The organism is Staphylococcus sp. 191, from assembly GCF_011174885.1.
In the GTDB taxonomy this organism is placed as follows: domain Bacteria; phylum Bacillota; class Bacilli; order Staphylococcales; family Staphylococcaceae; genus Staphylococcus; species Staphylococcus coagulans.
In genome coordinates, this window is sequence record NZ_PNRJ01000005.1 from 121,847 (window position 1) to 144,330 (window position 22,484).

Here is a 22,484-nt window from a genome sequence, read left to right on the forward strand (position 1 = left end):
TGTATTATAATCAGTTCACACCACCCACTGACTCTCTTAATATAATCACAAAAATTACTTGTCCTCAATTTCAATACGTTATGTAATTTCATTTTATTATATAACCTTCCAAAATCGATGTCAAATACAACTTTAAAATGACCTCGGACACCTTTTTTAAAATATGCTATACTTTGATTAATATATGGAGGTCATGGTGTATGAAGTTAACAACAAATCATCAAAATCAAGCGACTTCATTTCTAGAACGGTATGACTATTATTTTAAAAGAATTAAACAGACCATCTTCTCTTTTATTATATTTTTATTATTAGGGATGATTTTTCTATCCGGTCTCACTTTAGGTTACTTTGCGAGTATTGTCTCAGAGGCAAAGTCAATTAATAACCATGAATTAATGAGTCAAATTACACACCTTCCAGAACTGAACTTGGCGCACCCCGAAAAAGAGAATTTAATTGCAGTCTATAATCAACAAGAGCCGCCTCTAATTGCAGGTCCAGCCGAGGTGTCCCCTTATGTGACAAAAGCATTAGTCGCTTCTGAAGATGCAGATTTTTATACACATAACGGTATTCTACCAAAAGCAATATTACGTGCAATGTATCAAGATATTTTTGATACTAAATTTGCAACAGGTGGGAGCACAATTACCCAGCAACTTGTAAAAAATCAAGTGCTTACGAATGAACGCACCTACGATAGAAAAGCAAAAGAAATAATGTTTGCGATGCGCATTGAGCATATCATGACTAAACAAGAAATCATTTATACTTATTTAAACCTTGTTCCCTTTGGCTTAGATACACACGGTCAAAATATTACAGGAATTACATCTGCTTCATACGGTATTTTTGGCAAACCACCTCATGACCTTAACATCGCTGAGTCAGCTTATATTACAGGGTTACTACAAAGTCCTTATGTATATACCCCTTTCACTAAAGACGGCCAGTTGAAAGATAAGCAAGCACTCAATCTTTCTATTAACAGACAACACTATGTACTAAAACGCATGCGTGTTGAAAAAATGATTTCACCTCAACAATATCAACGCGCCCTATCATATGATATATACGACCACCTCTATCAAACACAGTAAAAGGCAGCAATCGAAGTCTAACTCTTCTGATTCCTGCCTTATTTTTTATTTAATTAAACTATTACTTTTGCACATCCATTTAGAACAAGCCAATGGCATGGCCGTCATCTGTCACATCCATATTTAATGCGGCAGGTTTTTTAGGTAATCCCGGCATCGTCATAATCGCACCTGTTAATGCAACAATGAAACCAGCACCTGTTTTCGCCTCTAATTCACGAATTGTAATTTCAAATCCAGTCGGTGCACCTAATTGTGTTTGATCATCTGAGAAAGAATATTGTGTCTTTGCCATACAAACTGGATAATGATCCCAACCATTTTCTTTAAATTGTTGTAATTGTTTTTGCGCTTTTGAAGAAAATGTCACTTTAGAACCACCATAAATTTCTTTGACGATTTTTTCGATTTTTTCTTCAAGCGGTGACTCCAATTCATAAAGTCGTATGAAATCATTTGGTGTATTGACGACTTCTAACACTTTTTCTGCTAAATCAACGCCACCTTTACCGCCTTTTTCCCACACTTCAGTAAGAGAAAGACGAACATTGTTCGATTTAGCCCACTGCTCAACATACTCAAATTCGGCTTCGGTGTCGTGAATAAATGCGTTTAAAGCTACGACTGGTTCTACACCAAATTTTCGAATATTGTTAACATGGCGCTCTAAATTTTGAATACCTGCTTTAACTGCATCTACATTTTCTTCTTTTAGTTGATCTTTCGCTACACCACCATGCATTTTTAATGCACGTATTGTCGCAACAACGACAACTGCATCGGGTTCAAATCCAGCTTTTCTTGATTTAATGTTAATAAATTTTTCAGCACCCAAGTCTGAACCGAAACCTGCTTCTGTTACTACGATATCAGCTAAGTCACGTGCTGTTTCAGTTGCGATAATAGAGTTACAACCATGTGCAATATTCGCAAATGGTCCACCATGTACCAATGCAGGTGTCCCTTCTATTGTTTGAACAAGGTTTGGCTTAATCGCATCTTTTAAAATCATCGCTAAAGCACCTTCAACTTCTAAATCTCTAACAGTGACAGGTTGACGATCACGAGTATAGCCGATTGTAATCTTAGCAATATTTTCTTTTAAATCTTTAATTCCTGTACTTAAGCATAATATTGCCATAATTTCAGAAGCCACCGTAATATTAAAACCATCTTCACGTGGCACCCCTTGCGTTGGACCGCCAAGACCAACAATGACCTGACGTAACGCTCTATCGTTCATGTCTAACACACGTTTCCATTCAATACGTCGTTGGTCAATACCTAATGCGTTTCCTTGATAAATGTGATTATCAATAAATGCAGATAAAGCATTATTGGCTGTAGTAATCGCATGAAAATCGCCATTAAAATGAAGGTTAATGTCTTCCATCGGCAACACCTGTGCGTATCCGCCGCCTGTTGCGCCACCTTTAATACCAAATGTTGGACCTAAGGCAGGTTCACGTAAAGCAACCATGACATTTTGATTGATTTGCTTAAATGCATCCGCAAGACCAACCGTTACAGTTGATTTGCCTTCACCAGCTGGTGTAGGACTCATCGCAGTCACTAAGACCACTTTACCTTTTGCCCCCTTCGTTGTTATTTTAGAAATGTCTATTTTTGCTTTATAATGCCCGTATTGCTCCAAGGCATCCTCAGAAATACCTGCACGTTCAGCAATCTCTTGAATTGGTCTTAATGTCGATTGGTTCGCAATTTCCAAATCTGATAAATGACTCACCATAGTCAACCCCTTTAAAAATTTAGTGTTAGTATGTAAATCAATGTTTAGAAACAGAACAGCACGTGAAAAATTGAAGTCAACACGCTATTCAATCTAAATCACTTAACTGCAAGAAAAAGAGTGTGTTTATATTACCCGCCCTTTACCACTCATCATAACGAACAATGATGGCAATGTCGAACAAAATATGAAACATATTTCGGAAAAACTTATCCCTGAATTTCTGTATTTTTATCTGACAATAATGTTTTTTAATCCCTTTTATTGCTAAGCTTAATCAGTGAGTCCCATAAAATATAAAAATAAAATAAATCGTCTTTAAAAAATGAAAATATTTAAAAAGTGTCTTGATAACGAGTGAGTTAACAACACTGATTAATAAACATAAATGTCTTATCTTTAATATTATTATTTAAAAATAACAAGGAACAAGACTAAATCAAGTGGCATCTATCACATCATAAATGGGCAGGACTAACGGCATTATCATTTTATCGTCCTCCCCAAAATAAAGATGACTAGAATTGAGCAGAGCATTAACCATACAGACCCTGAACAAACTAGGCATCTTTATTAATTTCATGTTGTCATTTATTTAAATTTATAAAGCTTGATGAATTCTTTTCAATAAACACTTTAATCTTCCATTGTGCTTAAATCACCAGTTGGCAAATCTAATTCCCACGCTTTAAGCACACGACGCATAATTTTACCTGAACGCGTTTTAGGCAATTTCTCCTTGAATTCGATTTCTCTCGGCGCAGCATGTGCAGCAAGCCCTTCTTTAACAAATTTTCGAATGTCCTCTTTCAGTGCGTCAGAAGGTTCATATCCTTGACGAAGTGCTACAAAAGCTTTGATAATCTCTCCACGTACAGGGTCCGGCTTCCCAATCACGCCCGCTTCAGCAACAGCTTCATGCTCGACTAACTTAGATTCAACTTCAAATGGACCTACTCTTTCACCAGCTGTCATGATGACATCATCCACACGACCTTGGAACCAGAAATAACCATCTTCATCTCGGTATGCGGAGTCACCCGAAACATACCAATCACCTATAAAGTAAGATCGATATTTCTCAGGATTTTTCCAAATTTCACGCATCATTGACGGCCAACCTTTTCTTATCGCTAAATTCCCCATGCGATTTGGCTGTAAGATATGACCTTCGTTATCGATAATTGCAGCTTCAATACCTGGCAATGGTTTACCCATTGAACCTAATTTAATATCCATATTGCGATAATTAACGATCATGTGCCCGCCAGTCTCTGTCATCCACCATGTATCTAAAACACGTTTATGATAAACTTTTTTAGCCCATTTAATGACCTCTGGATTCAAAGGCTCGCCTACTGATAGAATACTTTTAACAGAGGAAAGATCATATTTTGCCACCAAATCATCCCCAGCACTCATCAACATTCTTAAAGCAGTCGGTGCTGTATACCAAATGGTCACATTGAAATCCTCGATCATGCTGTACCAACCGTCAGGTGAAAAGCGGCCACCAGCAATACAGTTTGTTACCCCATTTAACCACGGTGCAAAAATACCGTAAGATGTACCAGTAACCCAACCGGGATCAGCAGTACACCAATAAATATCATCTTCATGAAAGTCTAAAACATAGCGACCTGAAATATAATGTAACAACATTGCATTCTGAACATGCAATACGCCTTTCGGTTGGCCTGTCGATCCCGATGTATAATGTAATATTAAACCATCTTCACGGTTTAACCATTCGATGTCGAATGATGTATCCGCTTCAGCTAATGCTTGATTAAAATCGACATAATCAGCTTCAACGTGGTCATCTACAACCACAATTGTTTCTAAATGCGGTAGTTGTTCTTTAGGAATTCGCGGTAATAGTTGATTCGTAGTAATAACGACCTTAGCATCACTATTTTCTAGACGATCCTTCACTGCTTTTTCCATAAATGCTTCAAATAACGGACCAACAATTGCACCTATTTTAAGAATACCGAAGAAAGCGAAATAGAGTTCAGGCGTTCTTGGCATAAAAATAAAAACGCGATCTCCTTTTTGAACATGCGCTTGTTCTTTGAGCACATTTGCAGCTTGATTTGTTTTATCTTGCATTTCTTTAAATGTGTAACTTTCTTTCCGATTCTCATCTTTATAATTTAAAGCAATTTTATCTGCTTTACCTTCATTCACATGGCGATCGATACATTCATATGCCATATTGACCTTTCCAGTTTCATACCACGAAAAAGCTTTTTCAACTTCTTTCCAATCGAAATTTTGATATGTTTCTTGATAATTCGTTAGATTGAAATCTCCTTGTTCCCCTTTGTATACTTCGACTTTCATCACGAGTACCCCCTTTTGTAATCGCTTTCAAAAGTATTATAGCGTACTCGACTATTGTTTTCAAAATATTATACTTATTCTGACTACAAGATGAAAATTCACAAAAGTTACATTATAATAAATGTAGTGTAATACGTAAGAAAGGAGCTACCGTCATGTCTCATATAAAAACATACGAATACGAAAGTTACGAAAAAGCTGGTCAAACCTTTGTGATTGAAGGTCCTGTTTCAAAAGAATATTTACAAACAATGACATTTGACGAAGGACTTGATGCGTTTCGTATACCCATTGCACAATTCGAAGCGATCCAAGATATAAGTTCTTTAGACGAAGGTCGCATTTATATCATTCGAAAAGCTAAGCATATTATTGGTTACGTCACTTATTTATATCCTGATCCAATGGAAAGATGGTCAACAGGAAATCTCCCTTATTTACTTGAATTAGGTGCTATAGAAATCAGCCTACCCTATCGTGGTCTGGGATTAGGAAACGCGTTGTTAAAAGTCAGTACACGCAGCCCTGAATTTGAGAATTATATTGTCATTACAACCGAATATTATTGGCATTGGGATTTGAAAAATTCTGGTTTAGATGTTTTTGAATATAAAAAACTGATGCAAGCAATGATGTCACATGGCGGATTAGAAGTATTTGCAACAGATGACCCTGAAATTACGAGTCATCCCGCAAACTGCTTAATGGCTCGAATTGGCAAAAATATAACTGTCGATCAAATGACAGAATTCGACAATATACGGTTTATGAATCGTTTCTTTTTCTAGGGGGTGTGTGGCATGAAAGAACAGTCACAACAAACAGGTTATGTCTATTCAGACGCACTTTTACGGTATCGCTTCCATAATAAACATCCGTTTAATCAAATGCGTGTTAAGTTAACCACCGAATTATTAAAAGCAACGGGTTACTTGTCAGATTCACAGATTATTAAGCCAAGACAAGCCACAACAAACGAGATTGCAACCGTTCATAATTATGACTATATTGAAGCCGTAAAACGTGGGGAAAAGAATATTTTAACTATTGATGAACAACAAAAATATGGTTTAGGGGATGAGGATACACATGTATTTTCAACCATTCACCGTAGCACAGCTACCATTATCGGAGGGGGATTAAATCTGGTTGATGCCATCATGACAGGTCAGTTTAGAAATGGTTGTCATCTTGCTGGAGGGCTTCATCACGCACACGAAGGTCGAGCGAGTGGTTTTTGTGTTTATAACGATGCAGCCATTTACATGAAATATCTCAATGAGCGATACCATCAACGTGTATTGTACATTGATACTGATGCGCACCATGGGGATGGTGTGCAATGGCGTTTTTTTACTTCAAACCAAATTATGAATTATTCAATTCATGAAACAGGGAAATTTTTATTTCCCGGATCAGGACACTACACTGAGAGAGGCACCGATCAAGGTTTTGGCTATTGTATCAACGTACCTTTAGAACCTTATACAGAGCATGATTCTTTTATCGATGTCTTTAAAAAAACAGTAGAAAAGGTCGCAGAAGCATTTCAACCTGATTTTATTGTGAGTGTCAATGGTTCAGATATTCATTATTTAGATCCACTGACACATATGAGTTGCAACTTAAATACACTTTATGAAATCCCCTATATTATTACAGAGTTAGCAGAAAAATATTGTAATGGAAAGCAAATCATGCTAGGCGGTGGTGGTTATAATATTTGGCGTGTCGTACCTAGAGCTTGGAGTCATATTTATTTAAGTTTAATACACCAGCCACCGTTATCAGGAAGATTACCAGAAGTTTGGCTGAACAAGTGGCGTCATTATAGCCCTGTTCCAATTCCTGAATACTGGGAGGAACAGTTTGAAGATTATCAAGAAATTCCAAGAAGAGAAGCCATCACAAAACAGAACGAACAAGTTGCTTCTAACATTTTAAGTTGGTTTTAATAGTCTAAATTTTTAAAAAATAGCTGTGAAGAAATCTATTTTCATAAATTTCTTCACAGCTTATTTGAGTTTGAATTGAATATTAGCGTGTCGTGCCACGATATTGAATTTTATGTGGCAAAATAACGTTATGATCTTCAATTTCTTCGTTATTCATATATTTTGTAAGTAAACGCATACCAACAGCACCAATGTCATATAAAGGTTGAATGACACTTGATAATTGTGGTCGTACCATTTCAACTAAGCGTGTATTGTTAAAACTAACAACTTGAATATCTTTAGGTACTTCTAGTCCATGATCTAAAGCGGCGTGAACAACGCCAATTGCTTGTTCATCACTAATAGACAATACAACATCTGGTCGATATTCACTTAATTTCTCAAATGCACGTAACCCATCTTTATAAGTTTCATTCCCTACATATAACAGATGTTGATCCACTGTTAAATTATGCTTTTCTAACACTTTTTTAAGTCCATCATATGCATCTTCTTGTGCTTTTTTTGAATAGCCTCCACCAACAAAAGCAAATTTCGTTGCACCTGATTGAACAAGCTTTTCAGTGACTTCTTCACTTGCTTTAACAAAATCAATATTAACTGAAGCAATACCGTCGTCTTTACCATTCGTACCAGAAACCACCACTGGTATTGAAGCGCGACTAATTTGTTCTTTAATATCTTCCGTTAAAGTGCCCCCAAGAAAGATAATACCGTCCACTTGTTTACTTAATAAATTATTAAAAATCTCTTTTTCCTTATCAGGATCGTTATCAGAGTTTGATATGATTGTATGATATTTATACATCGTTGCAATATCTTCTAGACCTCGTGCTAATTGAGAGTAATAAATATTAGAAATATCAGGGATAATAACGCCAACTGTCGTCGTACGCTTACTCGCTAAACCTCTCGCAACGGCATTAGGTCTATAGTTTAAACGTTTAATAACTTCATTTACTTTATCTCTTGTTTCAGGTTTTACATTTTGATTCCCATTCACAACTCTTGACACTGTTGCCATCGAGACACGTGCTTCTCGAGCAACATCATAAATGGTTACAGTCATATTGAAAGTCCCTCCTCGAAAACGCTTTATTGTTTATTTTAATACGTTTTCATGTCATTTTCAAAGTTTATCATAATTTGACAAATTTAGAAATCTAAAACGCTTTCTTGTCAAATTTTTGTCATATTTAAAAATAATATTATAACGTAATTATTGTCAAAATGATAGATATACTCATTGTTTTATTGATATCTTATTTACTTTTCTATCAATATATATAATGGAAATAATTATTTTAAATATGAAGCACCAAAAGCGACGAAACTATTCATTAAAAATAGCTCCGCCGCTTAGGAAAAATCATATTGAATTTTAGCTTGGTTTGTTTTGGTTTATTTTAAAGGTTGTTACACAAAAATTATTTAATTTTTTGTTGATTATATAAATCTGACAGTGGTTTGAGTACATTGTAGAATGCATCAAATTCATTTAAATCCATTTGCTGACCACTATCACTTAACGCAACAGAAGGTTCAGGGTGTACCTCAGCCATAACACCATCCGCACCTACAGCTAATGCTGCCTTGGCAGTTGGTAGCATAATATCTTTTCTTCCTGTGCTATGTGTCACGTCAACCATAACGGGTAAATGTGTACCTTGCTTCAAAATTGGAACAGCAGAAATATCTAAAGTGTTACGCGTTGCTTTTTCGTATGTACGAATACCACGTTCACATAAAATAATATTTTGGTTACCTTCTGAAGCAATGTATTCAGCTGCATATACAAATTCTTCGATTGTTGCGGACAATCCTCGTTTTAACAAAATTGGTTTTTTCGTACGCCCTGCTTCTTTCAACAGTTCGAAGTTTTGCATATTTCGTGCACCTATTTGAAATACATCTAAATATTGATCTGCAATTTCAAAATCGTTTGGATGTACAATTTCACTGACAACATTTAAATCATATTTATCTTTAATTTGTTTTAATATTTTAAGGCCTTCCTCTCCTAATCCTTGGAAGTCATATGGAGACGTACGTGGCTTAAAAGCACCACCACGAATGAATTTTTCACCTTTGGCGTGTAAATTCTTAGCAACAGCTTCAACTTGTTCATATGATTCTACAGAACAAGGTCCAAAAACAAATGATTTTACACCTTCTCCTATAATGCCACCATTATCAAAATGAACAATGGTATCTTCAGGTTTCAGTTTACGAGAAACATAGAGGTGCTTTTCATTATCTGACTTTTGTAAATCTGTTGAGGCTTTAAATATTTCTTTAAACAGTTGTTTAATCACATTATCGTTAAATGGACCTTGGTTTTTATCAATTAATGTATTGAGCATTTCTTTTTCACGTTGCGGATCATAAACTACTGTACTTTGTTTACGTTTTTCCTCACCAATTTTTTGAGCGAGCTCTCCACGTTTTGATAATAAATCTAAAATTTGTCCATTGATATCTTCAATCTGCTTTCTGTATGCTTCTAATTTACTTGTCATATCTTTCACCTCAACCAATCATTTTCTAACTTGCTTTAAAGCAATAAAACTTTAAGTGGATATTGAGTATATTATCAATAATATCCTTCAATTTCAACCCATTATCCATAATTATATATAAACATCAACTACTGATTATTAAAACTTTAGAATATATTGCGCATTAAGTCAATGTATTTTGACAGAAAATTTTAAATTTAATATCAATTAAACCATTTTCTAGTTTTATTATAAACTTTTCTTGCGTAAGAGAAAACGAATCGAATCTGTGATTACATTTTAGTAGAGCTGCGTTGAGGAGATTGAACGGGTTAAAAACAATGGGAAATAAGCCTAAATTAAAATAGGATTAACCGAAAACGACAAATTGAGGCCGTTACATCAGAAAACAAAGACATATCATACGTAGTTATATCATAAAAGAAAGACATATCATACGTAGTTATATCATAAAAGAAAGCGCTAAAACGATTTTACTATTAAAAATCATCTTAGCGCTATTATTTTTGAGATTAATATCCCATTTTCGTTCTATTAAATTGATGTTATTTATTGTTGAAAGTATGTTTGTCTACTTTACTATTTGTTTTTTTAGCTTCTTCAGATACTGCTTGATTATGTTCAGATGAAAGTTTAAAATCATCTTTTTGATTGTTCTCTTTATGAGAGGTATCATGCGTAATCACACCATTTTCAAATTGTGCTTCACTATGCGGTTGAGGTTTATTTGATGATTGTGCTGTAGCATGTGCCTGACTATCTGATTTTTGACCTTTATCATCTACTTGTGCTTTACCATTGTTTTGATCAGCAACTTGACCCGCTAATCGATCTGAATCCACTTCTTTACGAATCGCACGTTGTTGTGCAGCAACGGTATCATCTTGTACAGATTGTTTGTTTTGCGTTGTTTTACCTGTTGATGATTGAGAATTTTCTTGTTGAACAGGTGTAGCAGCCGCTGTTGCTACACTGTCTTTTTTATGCTCTTTTTTGTCAGGAGACTTTGTTGATTGATCATGATTGCGAGTGGGTTGTTGTAAACGATCTGAATCGACTTCGCTTCGAATCGCACGACGTTGCGCTTCTAGTTCTGAAGACGTTACTTTCTCTTTATTTTCAGTTTTTTGTGTAGCACTTGCTTTTTCATCTCTAATTTGTCTTGCTTGTGCTTTAAGTGCTTCTGCTTTACGTTGTGCTTCTTCTCTCAATTGTGTAGATTGATCGTTGACGTTCACAGTTTGATTGCGATTTTTATTCTTTCTTTGTGCTGATCCTGGTTTTAAAACAATACCTAACGCACTACCTAAAATAGCTCCTGCTACAAAACCGAATACGAAATCTAAACCTTTGTTTCCTTCTTCATAATGAGGTACTTCATAACTTTCTAAACCTTTAGTGTATAAGTCTCGATTATATTTTTCCATCCAATCGTCCCCTCCTATTAATAAATGCACTTAAATCAAGTATTAAACTCATTTAAGTGCATTCTGTTTAAAGCCTATTCAAAATCTGAACTTATTATTTGTGTTTAGAATCAGAGTCATTTAAAGTTGTATACTTTGTATTTACTGATTCTGGGTCAGTTGAGAAATCGTTTAAGTCTTTATTTTTATATTCATTATTCACTAATTCATCGTTAGATAAAGAATGTGAATGTTGATGACCTTGGCCACGATTTGCATCATCTGCTACGTTGTTCGTTTTGTAAGCTGCACTTCCACGGCGGCTTTTTCTATTTTGCCATTTATCAGCAATTTCCATTGCAACATTAGACCATTGAACAACTTGAGAAATTTTGTCTTCGTTCTGTGAAATGTTATGTGTAATTGAGTGAGTTACACGATCCACTGAACCGTTTAATGTTTGCACTGAATCACCAATACCTTTTACTGCGTCAACCACAGAGTTTAAGCGATTTGCTTTGTCTTGGATATCTTCAGTTAAACGATTTGCTTTGTGTAGCAAGTCAGTTGATTCACGTGTAATCCCTTGAATTTGACCTTCAACACCATCAAGTGTTTTAGCCACATGGTCCAAGTTCTTTTTAACAGAAACCAATACAGCTACGATACCAATACACAAGATTAAAAATGCAATTGCTGCTATGATTCCTGCAATAGGTAAAATCCATTCCATTCGTAAACGCCTCCTAATGACATTAAATAATATGCTATTTATTTTACTTTAATACCCAACCTCTTGAAACTCAAACATTAAAACCCATGTTCAACACTAACTTTTTCCATATATGCTTTGAGAATCTTTTGAATGTCTCCTGCACCCATAAAAAGAAGTACAGCGTCGTCATGTTTCTCTAATTGGTCAACATTATCTTCTGAAATCAAGTGTGCCCCATCAATCCGCTTTAATAAGTCCTCAATTGATAATTCACCTTGATTTTCACGAATGGAACCAAAAATATCACACAAATAAGTTTGATCTGCATCACTTAACACGTCTGCAAACTCTTGTAAAAATGCTTTTGTTCGAGAGAAAGTATGTGGTTGAAAGATCGCAACCACTTCTTTATTTGGATATTTTTTTCTAGCTGTCTCAATTGTAGCACTAATTTCTCTTGGATGGTGGGCATAATCGTCTACTAATACTTGATTTTGTACAAATGTTTCATTAAAGCGTCGTTTTACACCGCCAAAAGTAATCAGCGCTTCTTTAATATTGTCTACATCTAATTTTTCAAGATAACTTATAGTTAATACAGCCAAAGCATTTAAAATATTGTGATCACCATATTGTGGTGAGACAAAATGATCATAATATTCGCCTTTAATATAGACATCGAACGCTGTTCCTTTATCTGTAACTTCGATATTTTGAGCAGAAACATCCATTGATGGATCGAAACCATAATAATAAACTGGAATATCCACATTAATCTCTTTTACGTAAGGGTCATCACCCCAAGCGATAATCGCTTTTTTAACGTTGTTTGCCATACCTTGGAAAGCATTTATGACATCATCAACATCTTTGAAATAATCTGGATGATCAAAATCGATATTCGTGATAATTGCATAGTCTGGTTGATAACTTAGAAAATGACGTCGGTATTCACAAGCTTCAAAAGCGAAATACTCACTTTGAGGCAGTCCCATACCTGTACCATCACCAATTAAAAATGATGTCTTTTTATCACCATTCATTACATGAGACAACAAACCAGTCGTTGAAGTTTTGCCGTGCGCACCTGTCACTGCAACGGATATGTACTGGTTGATGACTTCGCTTAAAAAATCGTGATAACGAATCACTTTTAAACCGAGTTCATGTGCACGAGCGATTTCTTCATGTGAATCATTAAATGCATTACCTTGAATAATAGTTAACCCCTCAGTAATATTATCCGCAGTAAATGGTAAAATTTTAATCCCCTTATTTTTTAATGCAATTTCAGTAAAAACGTACTGGTCTATATCTGATCCTTGAACATCATAGCCCAAATCATAAATGATTTGCGCTAATGAGCTCATCCCAGCACCTTTAATACCAACAAAATGGTATTTCGTCATTGTTTCATCGCTCCTTTCTCTTTTTCCACACTAAAGCTCATTTAATTCAGACTCTGTAAGATATACATCACGCGGTTTTGATCCATTTGCGCCAGAGATGAAACCCAGTTGTTCTAATTGATCAATGATACGCGCTGCTCGATTATAACCGATTTGAAAATGGCGTTGTATTAAGGAAGTTGAAATATGGTTTTCTCGCACCATAAATGCGCATACGTCATCAAACAATTCATCCTTAACAGGTGCTTCCGTTTTTTGTAATAACTCTTGCTCTTGGAATAAATATTCAGGCTCTCGTTGTGATTTAATAAAATCAACCACAGCATCAATTTCATCATCTGACACAAAAGTGCCTTGAACACGTATTGGCTTATTCATACCACCACCAAGATACAACATGTCTCCATAACCAAGAAGGCGTTCGGCGCCACCACTATCTAAAATGGTTCTAGAATCCACACTCGATGATACCATAAATGCAATTCGAGTTGGAATATTTGCTTTAATCAATCCCGTAATGACATTGACTGAAGGTCTTTGTGTTGCCACTAACATATGGATACCACATGCACGCGCTTTTTGCGCCAAACGCGCAATAGATTGCTCTACATCTTGAGGCGCCATCATCATTAGGTCTGCAAGCTCATCTATGACAATCACAATTTTAGGAATACGCTGGTCATAGGATACTTTTTTGTTGAATGCTGATATGTTACGGACATGTGCTTGTGCAAAAAGCTTATAGCGTCTTTCCATTTCATCCACAGCCCACTTCAAACTTTGCGTCGCAGCTTTGACATCTGTAATCACTGGTGCAACTAAATGTGGTAAGTCATTATAAGGTGCTAGTTCAACCATTTTAGGGTCAATTAAAAGTAGTTTTAATTCTTCTGGATGGTTTCTATATAATAGCGAAATTAAAATACTGTTAATAGAGACAGATTTACCCGATCCAGTCGCACCTGCTATTAAAGCATGTGGTGTTTTAGCAATATCCATAAGTAACGGTTCATTATTGATTCGATTTCCCATTGCAACTGTTAATTTTGATTCCGCATTTTTAAATGCTTGTGTATCGATAATCGATCTTAAATTAACTTTCGTTGCATTTTGATTAGGGACTTCTATACCTACTAAACTTGTACCCGGTATAGGGGCTTCAATACGTATATCTTTCGCTGCAAGCGCCATTTTAATATCATCTTGCAAAGCAGTGATTCTTGAAACCTTGACCCCTTTTTCGACAGATAATTCAAAACGTGTCACACTTGGCCCTTCAATGACATTGACAACTTCTGCTGGAACATTGAAATAATAAAAGGCATCATTTAACTCCTGTTTTTTCTCAGAAATCCATGCTTCATCACGTTCTTGAATTTCAGGCTCATCCAGTAATTCAATACTTGGCAAATTCAAATTAGGCCCACGGCGAACAACCTTTTCTTCTTGTTTTGATACTGTAGACTGTGTATCTTCAACAAAATTTTGATGATGTAGCCTCGTCATATTTGACTCTGTTTCTCGTTGCTCTGACGTAATAGACATATCGTCCTTAACAGGGGTTTGTTGCGATGGATTATCAGCAATCAACGCACCATGTGTATTTTCATTTGAAGTTGCATCTTCCGCTTGTGATGGTTGTTGACGCCTATCATCTTTTACTTCGTTATGACTTGTATTGAACTGTTGGATTTTCTTTTGTCGATCCATAATTCTTTTTTTATCTGAGGGTGTCATAACGACATTAAAAGGCTTACTTCCTTTACGTATCGGAGTGATGGTCGTTTTCGCTTGCTTTTTATCAGTAGTCGAGTTGACTTTATCGTCATTTGATTGGCTTTCGTCATCATTAGAATCCATCGATTTTTGGACCTCTTTACGATTGAATTCATCAGTTTTATCACGATGAAGCTCTGGTTTTAGCACAGGTTCTAACTGGACGGTATCTTTAGCTTTTATATCTTTATCATCCAAGCTCGCCACAGTGTCTTTTTCTTCAACATCCTCAACTTCAGAGGCATAACTCATATGGGTCGCATCACTATCAATTGCATTATTCTCATTTTCTTGATGCCATTCATGTGCTAAATTGTTTTCATGCTCTTCTAATGCCGTATCCACAGTCGTTCTCTCAGATACTTGCAATTTTGGCGGTTGATGTACTGACGAGTCCTTAGCTGTCTCTTCACTTGCAGGAGATGGCTCATCAAATTGTGCCAAATCAACTTCTTCATACGTATAATCATGATTATGATCTCGTGATTCGGTTTCTTCAACATTTGATTGTGGTGCATCTTCAGCCGTTGAAGGTGCGTCATCACCCGCGTCCTCATCCTCTATAGACGTACCATACTGCTTACCTAATAACTGACGTGCTTGTGCCGTATGCATGTCGTCAATCGCTTTTTGTAACTCATTTTGCGTATCATTTGCTTGATGTTCGCGTTTTTTCTTAAGTTCCTCTTGAAAACGTTTCTTTTGTAGTACTTTTTTCTCGCGTTCACGACGAATTTCTTCGACAATTTGAGAAGCATAAATATTTTCAATGTTAACGGTATTACTTCTTGGACCAGAAGGTGTGCCTTTTTGAGAACTTTTTGCTTTGCTATTTGATTGGGATTCGTTTTTATAGCTTGAACTTGTTGGTTTTACCTTTGATTCTTCATGGCTATCTTCAGCATGACGCGTGCCAGGTGGTTGCTTTAATCCACTATTTTCAATTTTCTTATGTTGTTTTGTTCCAAATATCGCTGAAGGCACCTCACTTGCTCTAAATTCCTTTTGCTGATAATTTGGTTTTTCAGGAAAATGATTTTTAGCATGGCGTGTATATTGTGATCCGACTTGATGACTTTTTTGATAACGCTGATTGTTGGAATATTGTATGTTATCTTGTTTAGATACTTGTTCAGAGGCTTGCGACGGTTGCTGTTGCATACCGCGATGACGACGCTGTTTACGATCCGTAATTAAAGTGTGTGGCGTATATTGTGACACGTTTTCTTTATGTTGTTCAGCCGTTGCAGTATAATCTTGTGTTGTCTCTTTCTGCTGCTCATACATATGAATTGGAAAGCGGAACTTACCTCTTGGTCTTTGGTAAATATCGTTACTTTGCGGTACAAGATTACTTTTAAATTGACTTTTCTGTTGCTCTTTTTTTCTTCGTTTTGAACGTTGTGATGAATAGCTTTTATCATCTTCACCAAATAATTGATCAAACCAGCTCATTGATTTCACAACCTTCCTTTATTCATCGAAAAATGGTTGACCTACTTTATAACTATCTTCTAAAACCATGATTCCCTTCTCTTGTGGTGCATTAGGTAAGTTCAGTTCTTTCATTGAACAAACCATACCACTTGAAGCGACACCTCTTAGTTCAGCGTCTTTAATAATCATACCACTTGGCATTACAGCTCCAACTTTAGCAACAACAACTTTTTGACCTTGCTCAATGTTTGGTGCACCGCAGACGATTTGTAACGTCTCAGAACCTACATCAATTTGACAAACGCTCAATTTATCAGCATCTGGGTGCTTTTCTTTTGATTGCACATAACCTACTACAAATTTCGGTGATAAATCTGCTTCAAGTTGATAATTCAAATCTGTTTCATCAATCATTTTTTGAATGTCATCAATATGTGAAGCCGTCAATTTAATATGTCCTTCTCCTGAAAGGCTCAAGTGATTCGTCGCATTAAAAAGGTTGAAGCCGACGATTTCACCTTCTTTTTTTATTGCAACAACATCTCCATAATTTTCATATTCAAATGGTCCTTCCACTTGGTCAATTTGTAAAAATGCAACGTTTCCAACTCCTGTTGGATTATAAAATAAATTCATATTCATTACTCCTCATTTTGATTATCATTATCTTTAGTTGCGCGTAAGTGATGTACGACATTAGGCTGCGCTTGATTTTTAGGCTTATTATTTTTACCTAAAATGAAAATAGGTTCGAAGTGCCCCTCTTGATAAGCAAACGAAAGTGAGGTTATCGGAACTAATCCTTTAGCAAAAAAGTCCATAGTAATATGTGCCATCACGTCATAACCTGTTTTGTTCCGTATATCTGCAATAATGAGCACATCTTGATGTGGAACGGCGACTAACATTTCACCTTGGCATCGTTCTTCAAATTCACTTAATAGCTTTGCGTTCATGATGCGACTTGCATCATAGCCGTCATTTTGATTAATAAAATAAAAGATATTCCCTTTTACTTCATCCGTCGTAAACGTATTATCAAGTTTACGTACGTTAAACATCGCCATTTCTTTAATTTGTTGTTTGGACAACTTTAATGATGTCATAAGTGTTTCATCAATGAGACGATACGATTTTCCTAAATCTAGTGCAAAATAAATACGTGTTTCAGCAGTATGGGGTTCAGTAATAAACACTTTACCATCATCTGTTTTCTCATTAAAACTTGTCGAACGTATGACAGGCATCACACGTATCTCATCTAATGCTTTATAGGATTCATCTTTCATTTGATGAATGGTTTCTTCAATGTAATAAATAATTTCATCAATAATATTTTCTTGCCCTTTGTTGAATTTAGCAACAATTGGGGAAAGTTTAACTGTTAAGCCTTTATGGTTATCAGTTCGATAAATTCTCAAAGATTCTTCTTTACGATTAAATTGATAATGAACCTCTAAATCTTCTAATCGTGACTTAATCAAATCTCTCATTTTAAAGACATTCATTTTTTCACTCCTAATTTAATGCCTTTTATTAGTTTACAATAAATATACCCTTAGGACTAGAGAAAAACTATGTCCCAAGGGTTAAAATCTATTTAAAATTGACTCAAAAATTGATCGATTTGTTCTACTGTTTTTCGTTCTTTTCCAATATAAGAACCCACTTGTTTACCATTTTGATAAAATAAGAAACTCGGAATGCCCATAATACCGTGTTCAATTGCTAAATCAATAAATTGATCTCGGTCCACTTTTACAAAGTCAAATTGTTGATACTTTTCTTCCAGTCCAGGTAAACCCGGCTCAATGACATGACAATCTGGACACCAATCTGCACTAAATAAGAAAACGGTATTTTTTTGAGCAAATACATTAAATTGTTGTTCACTTTCTAATTGAATCATCACTATCACTCCTATTGATATTGTAATTGTTCTATCGTCTCATCATCTAATTGACGAATAGACGCCGTTAACCACGCTTTTGCTGCTTGATAATCACGAATATCAAAAACAGCATCAACACTATGAATGTATCTTGCACACACACCTATAACAGCAGTTGGTACACCAATATTCGATTTATGAATGACGCCGCCGTCTGTACCTCCGGGTGAGATATAATGTTGATATTGGATGTGGTGTTCAGCTGCAACTTGTTGTAAATAAGATTTAAAGGCTGGTTTGAGTAGCATCGTACCATCTTTAATTCTTAACAACGCACCTTCTCCTAGTACACCCGAAAGACCTTGACGCCCTTTCATATCGTTTGCAGGTGAGCAATCAACGACAAAAGCTACATCTGGATTGATCAGCCGAGCAGCGGCTTCAGCGCCCCGTAAACCTACTTCTTCTTGTACATTCGCGCCAACATATAAATCAAAATCTAAATCAACGTCTTTAAGTTGTTCGAGTAATTCTAGACCGATGACACAGCCATAACGATTATCCCAAGCTTTCGCTGCATATCGATGTTCGGATAACTGCAATAATTCTGTATGTGGCACAATAGGGTCTCCTAATTGTACCCCTCGCTTTAAAACATCCTCTTTAGAACTTTCTCCAATATCTAAAAGTAAATCTTCAATACGTGGTGCGCCTTCTTGCCCTGTTCTAAAGTGACTTGGTATATTCGCCACAACCCCTATGATTTCTTCATTTTGTTGTGTCAAAATTTTAAGACGCTGCCCTTGCCAAATATCGTTTGCCACTCCACCTAGTGCCGTAAATTTAATCAAGCCTTGTGTTGTTACTTCTGTTATCATAAACCCAATCTCATCCATATGAGCTGCGACCATTATACGTTTCGCATTTTTATTTTTACTTTTCTTTACACCGTAAAATCCGCCCATTCGGTCATATACAAATGTGTCAACGTAAGGGGTCATACTTGATTTCATATATTCACGTACGCGATGTTCAAAATTAGGAGCACCGTGTAGTTCCGTTAAAGTCTTAATTTTTTCAATCGTACTTGTTGTCATATCGCACACTCCTTATTTTTTTAATCTCTTTATTTAGTATATCATCTCTACTGTGGTAAACTAGAATTAAGTCTTCAACAAGGAGATGTGAATTATGTTATCGAAAAAAAACTGGCCTTTATTGATACCAATCACAATCGGCGTGGTTCTTGCAGGAAGTTATTTTTATGTGCTGAATATGAATAAACAGAAATATATCCCAGCCAATAAAGTGATAGATTCTGTTAAAAGCTATTTTAAGCATGTCACAGGGTCTTATATCCTTTATGAACCGACAACATATCGTAAATTTGGTATCGAATATGAGGTATACAAAGGGGGCATCAGTGCTGAGCGCAATGGTAAAATTTACCACTATGAATTTATCGCTGACGCATATGATGGCCAAATCATTGACATTATAGAAATATAGCAGAGGGGATTGGACACAATTTAATGTCCACCCTTTTTTGTTATCTCAAGATTTGCGCTTGAATGTTTTTTAAGTCATCACTTAATTGTATCGCAAAATATTCAACATCATGATAAAACAAAAACCAATAATGGTTTGCCACATAATAGCGTGTTAAGCGCTCTTTTTCTCTTATCGATTGCATCGGATAATCATCATAGGCAGTCACCCAAAGCGGATTACGATGTGCCGCTGTGCTAAAAATATCTGCCATGTGTACAGCTTTTTCATTTTCACTTTCTATTTCAATTAAAACATGCCCATAGCTATGTCCACCTGTATGTTTCATCTTTATACCCGGATAGGGTTCAATCGTATCTTCAAACAAAATCATTCGATCTTCATACGTGCCTCTATTACTTGGCCAATATGTTGCTTGGCTTCTAATATTAGGTGCTATAAATTCATGCCACTCGTCTTGTTGTATATAATGGCGTGCATTTGGAAACTGTGCGTTCCCCTCAGCGTCAGTAAGCCCTGTCGCATGATCAAAGTGCATATGTGTCATTAAGACAAGATCTATATCTTCAGGCGTTAATGAAAAATGTGCTAATCCTTCCTTAATACGAGACTCATTGATCACACCATAATTACGTAATTGTTTCTCAGTTAATTTTTGATTGCCAATACCTGCATCAATTAGAATATTACAATCGCCTGTTCGAATTAGAATAGGATGCGTGACTAACGGAACTTGATTTTTATCATTCACTGCATATTGTTTTTCCCATAATGGTTTAGGTACAACACCAAAAATAGCCCCACCATCCATTTGAGTAAAGCCACCATCTAATGCATCAACTTTAAATTTACCAATTTCCATGTTACCACTCCTTAATATATTAATTGTAAGACGCTCAAACAGTTCAATGCAACGAATTGCAAGATAAATTACAACATTTATAAACAAACCAGATGATAGAATTAATCCCGATACCAACTGACAAATCTATCTCGCTCCGTTTAGATATAATATTTGTAGTTAGTATCATCATACGCAACCTCAATTGGTTACCTCTACAAAAAACCAGTAAAAAGCAAAAATCGGATTGATAAACATTGACATGCTTATCAGCCCGATCCTTCATCTATTGGTTTTTATTGTGAAACTTGGCTTCCATACGATAAATTCTAGAGCCTTTTTCAGCAAATTTATGTTCGTATTCTGTAGGTATATTGTTACCTTCATCTTCTTGATGTAGGTTTAAATTGATTTTTGTAAAATACATGCCATATTGCGACATACTTTCTAAACTATATGCAAATAATCCACGGTTATCGGTTTTGAAATGAAGCTCACCATCATTTTTCAAGATTTGCTCGTATATTTTTAAAAATGTATGGTAAGTTAAACGTCGTTTAGTATGACGTTTTTTTGGCCATGGGTCAGAAAAGTTAAGATAGATTCTATCAACTTCATCATTTTTAAAATAATCTGTTAGCTTTATCGCATCATTGCATAATAATTTGATATTTGTCAGTTTCAACGCATTGACTTTATCTAACACGCGAATCATCACATTTTTATCTCGTTCAATTGCTACATAATTAATATTCGGATTTTGACTTGCAAGTGTCGTGATGAATTTACCCATACCCGAGCCCACTTCGATATGAATAGGCTGTGACTTCTCAAACCAGTTACTGACTTCTTGCGCATGTGAACCGTCCAAATCGACAATATCACTATGCTCAATCAGATAGGACTCAGCCCACGGTTTATTTCTCATTCTCATGATTCGTTCTCCTTATATAAAAACGTTACTTTCCATCACTTGATTTAAAAATTTAAGCCACGTGTTCATATCTTTATAACGTTTATGTTCTTCATTCCACTGTACCATACCGATAGATTGAATGACAGTATACCATTTCATTCGCTTTTTCAAATTTAAGGTCTCTTTAACCTCGTATATATCAAACCATTCAGACCATTGGGTTTCAGGTACGTAGTTGTAGAGCAACATACCGATGTCAATCGCTGGATCAGCAATCATCGCACCTTCCCAGTCAACTAAGAAAAGTTCATCTGTATCTGATAATAACCAGTTATTGTGGTTAACATCACCATGGACCACTGTATAAAAACGCGGATCATATTCAGGCATATGCTCTTCTAAATAAGTCAAAGCTTTACGAATCACATGATGTGTCAATACTTCTCTCGATAAAGAAGCATTAATTTTATTCAGCATGATTTCAGGCGTGATGGGTGCCATTTCCATGCGTTTTAGCATTGTTAATAGTGGTTTTGATTGATGGATTTTTCTTAATAAATAGGCGACTCTATCTTGAGCCATTTCGTCTGAAGTTAATTCACGCCCATTTTTCCAATGTTGCGCAGTGACTACTTCACCTGTTTCAATCCGCTTCGTCCAAACCAATTTTGGAACAATACCTTCAGCTGATAATGCCGCAATAAATGGATTTGAATTCCGTTTCAAAAACAGTTTTTGTCCATCTTGCTCAGCCATATAAGCTTCCCCTGATGCCCCGCCAGCAGAGTCAAGCGTCCATCCTAACTGATAAAACTGCTCCACAACTCACTCACCTCACTTTCCAATTAGAAAAGGCTCATGAAAAATTATTCAAGAGCCATATTTACATCATCAATTTTCAATGATTT

General features: G+C 35.8%; 18 protein-coding genes and 1 pseudogene. 4 read left to right on the top strand and 15 right to left on the bottom strand.

Translation table 11 applies throughout. The features are described 5' to 3' along the window. The first annotated feature begins 200 nt into the window (after positions 1-200). Positions 201-1,103, top strand: a complete 903-nt coding sequence (locus C1H58_RS05635; RefSeq protein WP_165545598.1) for a biosynthetic peptidoglycan transglycosylase — start codon at positions 201-203, stop codon at positions 1,101-1,103. A gap of 79 nt (positions 1,104-1,182) precedes the next feature. On the opposite strand, the gene C1H58_RS05640 is transcribed toward C1H58_RS05635, so the two are convergent. Together C1H58_RS05640 and acsA are read right to left on the bottom strand one after the other, a co-directional pair. Next, positions 1,183-2,850 (bottom strand): formate--tetrahydrofolate ligase, encoded by a 1,668-nt coding sequence (locus C1H58_RS05640; protein WP_165545639.1) that lies wholly within the window; start codon positions 2,848-2,850, stop codon positions 1,183-1,185. 639 nt (positions 2,851-3,489) lie between these two features. Continuing rightward, the gene (gene acsA, locus C1H58_RS05645) at positions 3,490-5,199 is read right to left on the bottom strand and encodes an acetate--CoA ligase (protein WP_165545599.1); all 1,710 of its coding nucleotides are present in this window, start codon (positions 5,197-5,199) and stop codon (positions 3,490-3,492) included. 155 nt (positions 5,200-5,354) lie between these two features. Between acsA and C1H58_RS05650 the strand changes: the two genes are divergently transcribed. Further along, complete coding sequence (locus C1H58_RS05650) at positions 5,355-5,987, top strand: GNAT family N-acetyltransferase (protein ID WP_050330663.1); 633 nt, start codon at positions 5,355-5,357, stop codon at positions 5,985-5,987. A gap of 12 nt (positions 5,988-5,999) precedes the next feature. Next, positions 6,000-7,154: an acetoin utilization protein AcuC gene (locus tag C1H58_RS05655; protein ID WP_165545600.1), complete on the top strand. Its 1,155-nt coding sequence runs from the start codon at positions 6,000-6,002 to the stop codon at positions 7,152-7,154. Positions 7,155-7,236: 82 nt separating this feature from the next. Here C1H58_RS05655 and ccpA read toward each other — a convergent pair whose 3' ends face one another. From ccpA to C1H58_RS05705, 10 genes and pseudogenes are all read right to left on the bottom strand, one after another. Further along, positions 7,237-8,226 (bottom strand): catabolite control protein A, encoded by a 990-nt coding sequence (gene ccpA / locus C1H58_RS05660; protein WP_165545601.1) that lies wholly within the window; start codon positions 8,224-8,226, stop codon positions 7,237-7,239. 358 nt (positions 8,227-8,584) lie between these two features. Continuing rightward, on the bottom strand, positions 8,585-9,676 hold the full coding sequence (locus C1H58_RS05665) for a bifunctional 3-deoxy-7-phosphoheptulonate synthase/chorismate mutase (protein ID WP_016425359.1): 1,092 nt from the start codon (positions 9,674-9,676) through the stop codon (positions 8,585-8,587). Positions 9,677-10,221: 545 nt separating this feature from the next. After that, complete coding sequence (locus C1H58_RS05670) at positions 10,222-11,103, bottom strand: hypothetical protein (protein WP_165545602.1); 882 nt, start codon at positions 11,101-11,103, stop codon at positions 10,222-10,224. 250 nt (positions 11,104-11,353) lie between these two features. Further along, a pseudogene (locus C1H58_RS05675) lies at positions 11,354-11,815 on the bottom strand (DUF948 domain-containing protein); the annotation flags it as partial. Between the two features lie 77 nt (positions 11,816-11,892). After that, positions 11,893-13,206, bottom strand: a complete 1,314-nt coding sequence (murC, locus tag C1H58_RS05680) for a UDP-N-acetylmuramate--L-alanine ligase (protein ID WP_050330658.1) — start codon at positions 13,204-13,206, stop codon at positions 11,893-11,895. Between the two features lie 30 nt (positions 13,207-13,236). Next, a complete protein-coding gene (locus C1H58_RS05685) occupies positions 13,237-16,437 on the bottom strand; it encodes a DNA translocase FtsK (RefSeq protein WP_165545603.1) in 3,201 nt (1,066 codons plus the stop codon). Between the two features lie 18 nt (positions 16,438-16,455). Beyond that, a complete protein-coding gene (gene ytpR, locus C1H58_RS05690) occupies positions 16,456-17,055 on the bottom strand; it encodes a YtpR family tRNA-binding protein (RefSeq protein ID WP_050330656.1) in 600 nt (199 codons plus the stop codon). A gap of 5 nt (positions 17,056-17,060) precedes the next feature. Continuing rightward, entirely contained in the window at positions 17,061-17,927 is an 867-nt protein-coding gene (locus C1H58_RS05695; protein WP_165545604.1) for a DUF1444 domain-containing protein, read from the bottom strand. A gap of 92 nt (positions 17,928-18,019) precedes the next feature. Next, positions 18,020-18,328, bottom strand: coding sequence for a thioredoxin family protein (locus tag C1H58_RS05700; protein WP_165545605.1), 309 nt, complete (start codon positions 18,326-18,328; stop codon positions 18,020-18,022). A gap of 11 nt (positions 18,329-18,339) precedes the next feature. Next, positions 18,340-19,407: a M42 family metallopeptidase gene (locus C1H58_RS05705; RefSeq protein ID WP_165545606.1), complete on the bottom strand. Its 1,068-nt coding sequence runs from the start codon at positions 19,405-19,407 to the stop codon at positions 18,340-18,342. A 94-nt stretch (positions 19,408-19,501) separates the two neighbouring features. On the opposite strand from C1H58_RS05705, the gene C1H58_RS05710 reads away from it, so the two are divergent. Next, the gene (locus C1H58_RS05710) at positions 19,502-19,819 is read left to right on the top strand and encodes a hypothetical protein (RefSeq protein ID WP_016425369.1); all 318 of its coding nucleotides are present in this window, start codon (positions 19,502-19,504) and stop codon (positions 19,817-19,819) included. 40 nt (positions 19,820-19,859) lie between these two features. Here the strand turns inward: C1H58_RS05710 and C1H58_RS05715 are convergent, their stop codons facing one another. The 3 genes from C1H58_RS05715 to C1H58_RS05725 form a co-directional block, all read right to left on the bottom strand. Next, positions 19,860-20,681, bottom strand: coding sequence for a YtnP family quorum-quenching lactonase (locus C1H58_RS05715; protein ID WP_165545607.1), 822 nt, complete (start codon positions 20,679-20,681; stop codon positions 19,860-19,862). 265 nt (positions 20,682-20,946) lie between these two features. Then, positions 20,947-21,594 carry a tRNA (guanosine(46)-N7)-methyltransferase TrmB gene (trmB, locus tag C1H58_RS05720; RefSeq protein WP_050345496.1) on the bottom strand — a complete coding sequence of 216 codons (648 nt, stop codon included), beginning with the start codon at positions 21,592-21,594 and terminating at the stop codon, positions 20,947-20,949. A gap of 12 nt (positions 21,595-21,606) precedes the next feature. Next, positions 21,607-22,398 carry a phosphotransferase family protein gene (locus C1H58_RS05725; RefSeq protein ID WP_050330650.1) on the bottom strand — a complete coding sequence of 264 codons (792 nt, stop codon included), beginning with the start codon at positions 22,396-22,398 and terminating at the stop codon, positions 21,607-21,609. Positions 22,399-22,484 lie beyond the last annotated feature (86 nt).

Bases quoted from the DNA above. Each gene is read 5' to 3' on its own strand.
- ytpR (WP_050330656.1), bottom strand. From the start codon at position 17,055: ATGAATTTATTTTATAATCCAACAGGAGTTGGAAACGTTGCATTTTTA.
- C1H58_RS05700 (WP_165545605.1), bottom strand. From the start codon at position 18,328: ATGATTCAATTAGAAAGTGAACAACAATTTAATGTATTTGCTCAAAAA.
- C1H58_RS05670 (WP_165545602.1), bottom strand. From the start codon at position 11,103: ATGGAAAAATATAATCGAGACTTATACACTAAAGGTTTAGAAAGTTAT.
- C1H58_RS05710 (WP_016425369.1), top strand. From the start codon at position 19,502: ATGTTATCGAAAAAAAACTGGCCTTTATTGATACCAATCACAATCGGC.
- C1H58_RS05655 (WP_165545600.1), top strand. From the start codon at position 6,000: ATGAAAGAACAGTCACAACAAACAGGTTATGTCTATTCAGACGCACTT.
- C1H58_RS05635 (WP_165545598.1), top strand. From the start codon at position 201: ATGAAGTTAACAACAAATCATCAAAATCAAGCGACTTCATTTCTAGAA.
- murC (WP_050330658.1), bottom strand. From the start codon at position 13,206: ATGACGAAATACCATTTTGTTGGTATTAAAGGTGCTGGGATGAGCTCA.
- C1H58_RS05665 (WP_016425359.1), bottom strand. From the start codon at position 9,676: ATGACAAGTAAATTAGAAGCATACAGAAAGCAGATTGAAGATATCAAT.
- acsA (WP_165545599.1), bottom strand. From the start codon at position 5,199: ATGAAAGTCGAAGTATACAAAGGGGAACAAGGAGATTTCAATCTAACG.
- C1H58_RS05715 (WP_165545607.1), bottom strand. From the start codon at position 20,681: ATGGAAATTGGTAAATTTAAAGTTGATGCATTAGATGGTGGCTTTACT.
- C1H58_RS05650 (WP_050330663.1), top strand. From the start codon at position 5,355: ATGTCTCATATAAAAACATACGAATACGAAAGTTACGAAAAAGCTGGT.
- trmB (WP_050345496.1), bottom strand. From the start codon at position 21,594: ATGAGAATGAGAAATAAACCGTGGGCTGAGTCCTATCTGATTGAGCAT.
- C1H58_RS05685 (WP_165545603.1), bottom strand. From the start codon at position 16,437: ATGAGCTGGTTTGATCAATTATTTGGTGAAGATGATAAAAGCTATTCA.
- C1H58_RS05705 (WP_165545606.1), bottom strand. From the start codon at position 19,407: ATGACAACAAGTACGATTGAAAAAATTAAGACTTTAACGGAACTACAC.
- ccpA (WP_165545601.1), bottom strand. From the start codon at position 8,226: ATGACTGTAACCATTTATGATGTTGCTCGAGAAGCACGTGTCTCGATG.
- C1H58_RS05695 (WP_165545604.1), bottom strand. From the start codon at position 17,927: ATGAATGTCTTTAAAATGAGAGATTTGATTAAGTCACGATTAGAAGAT.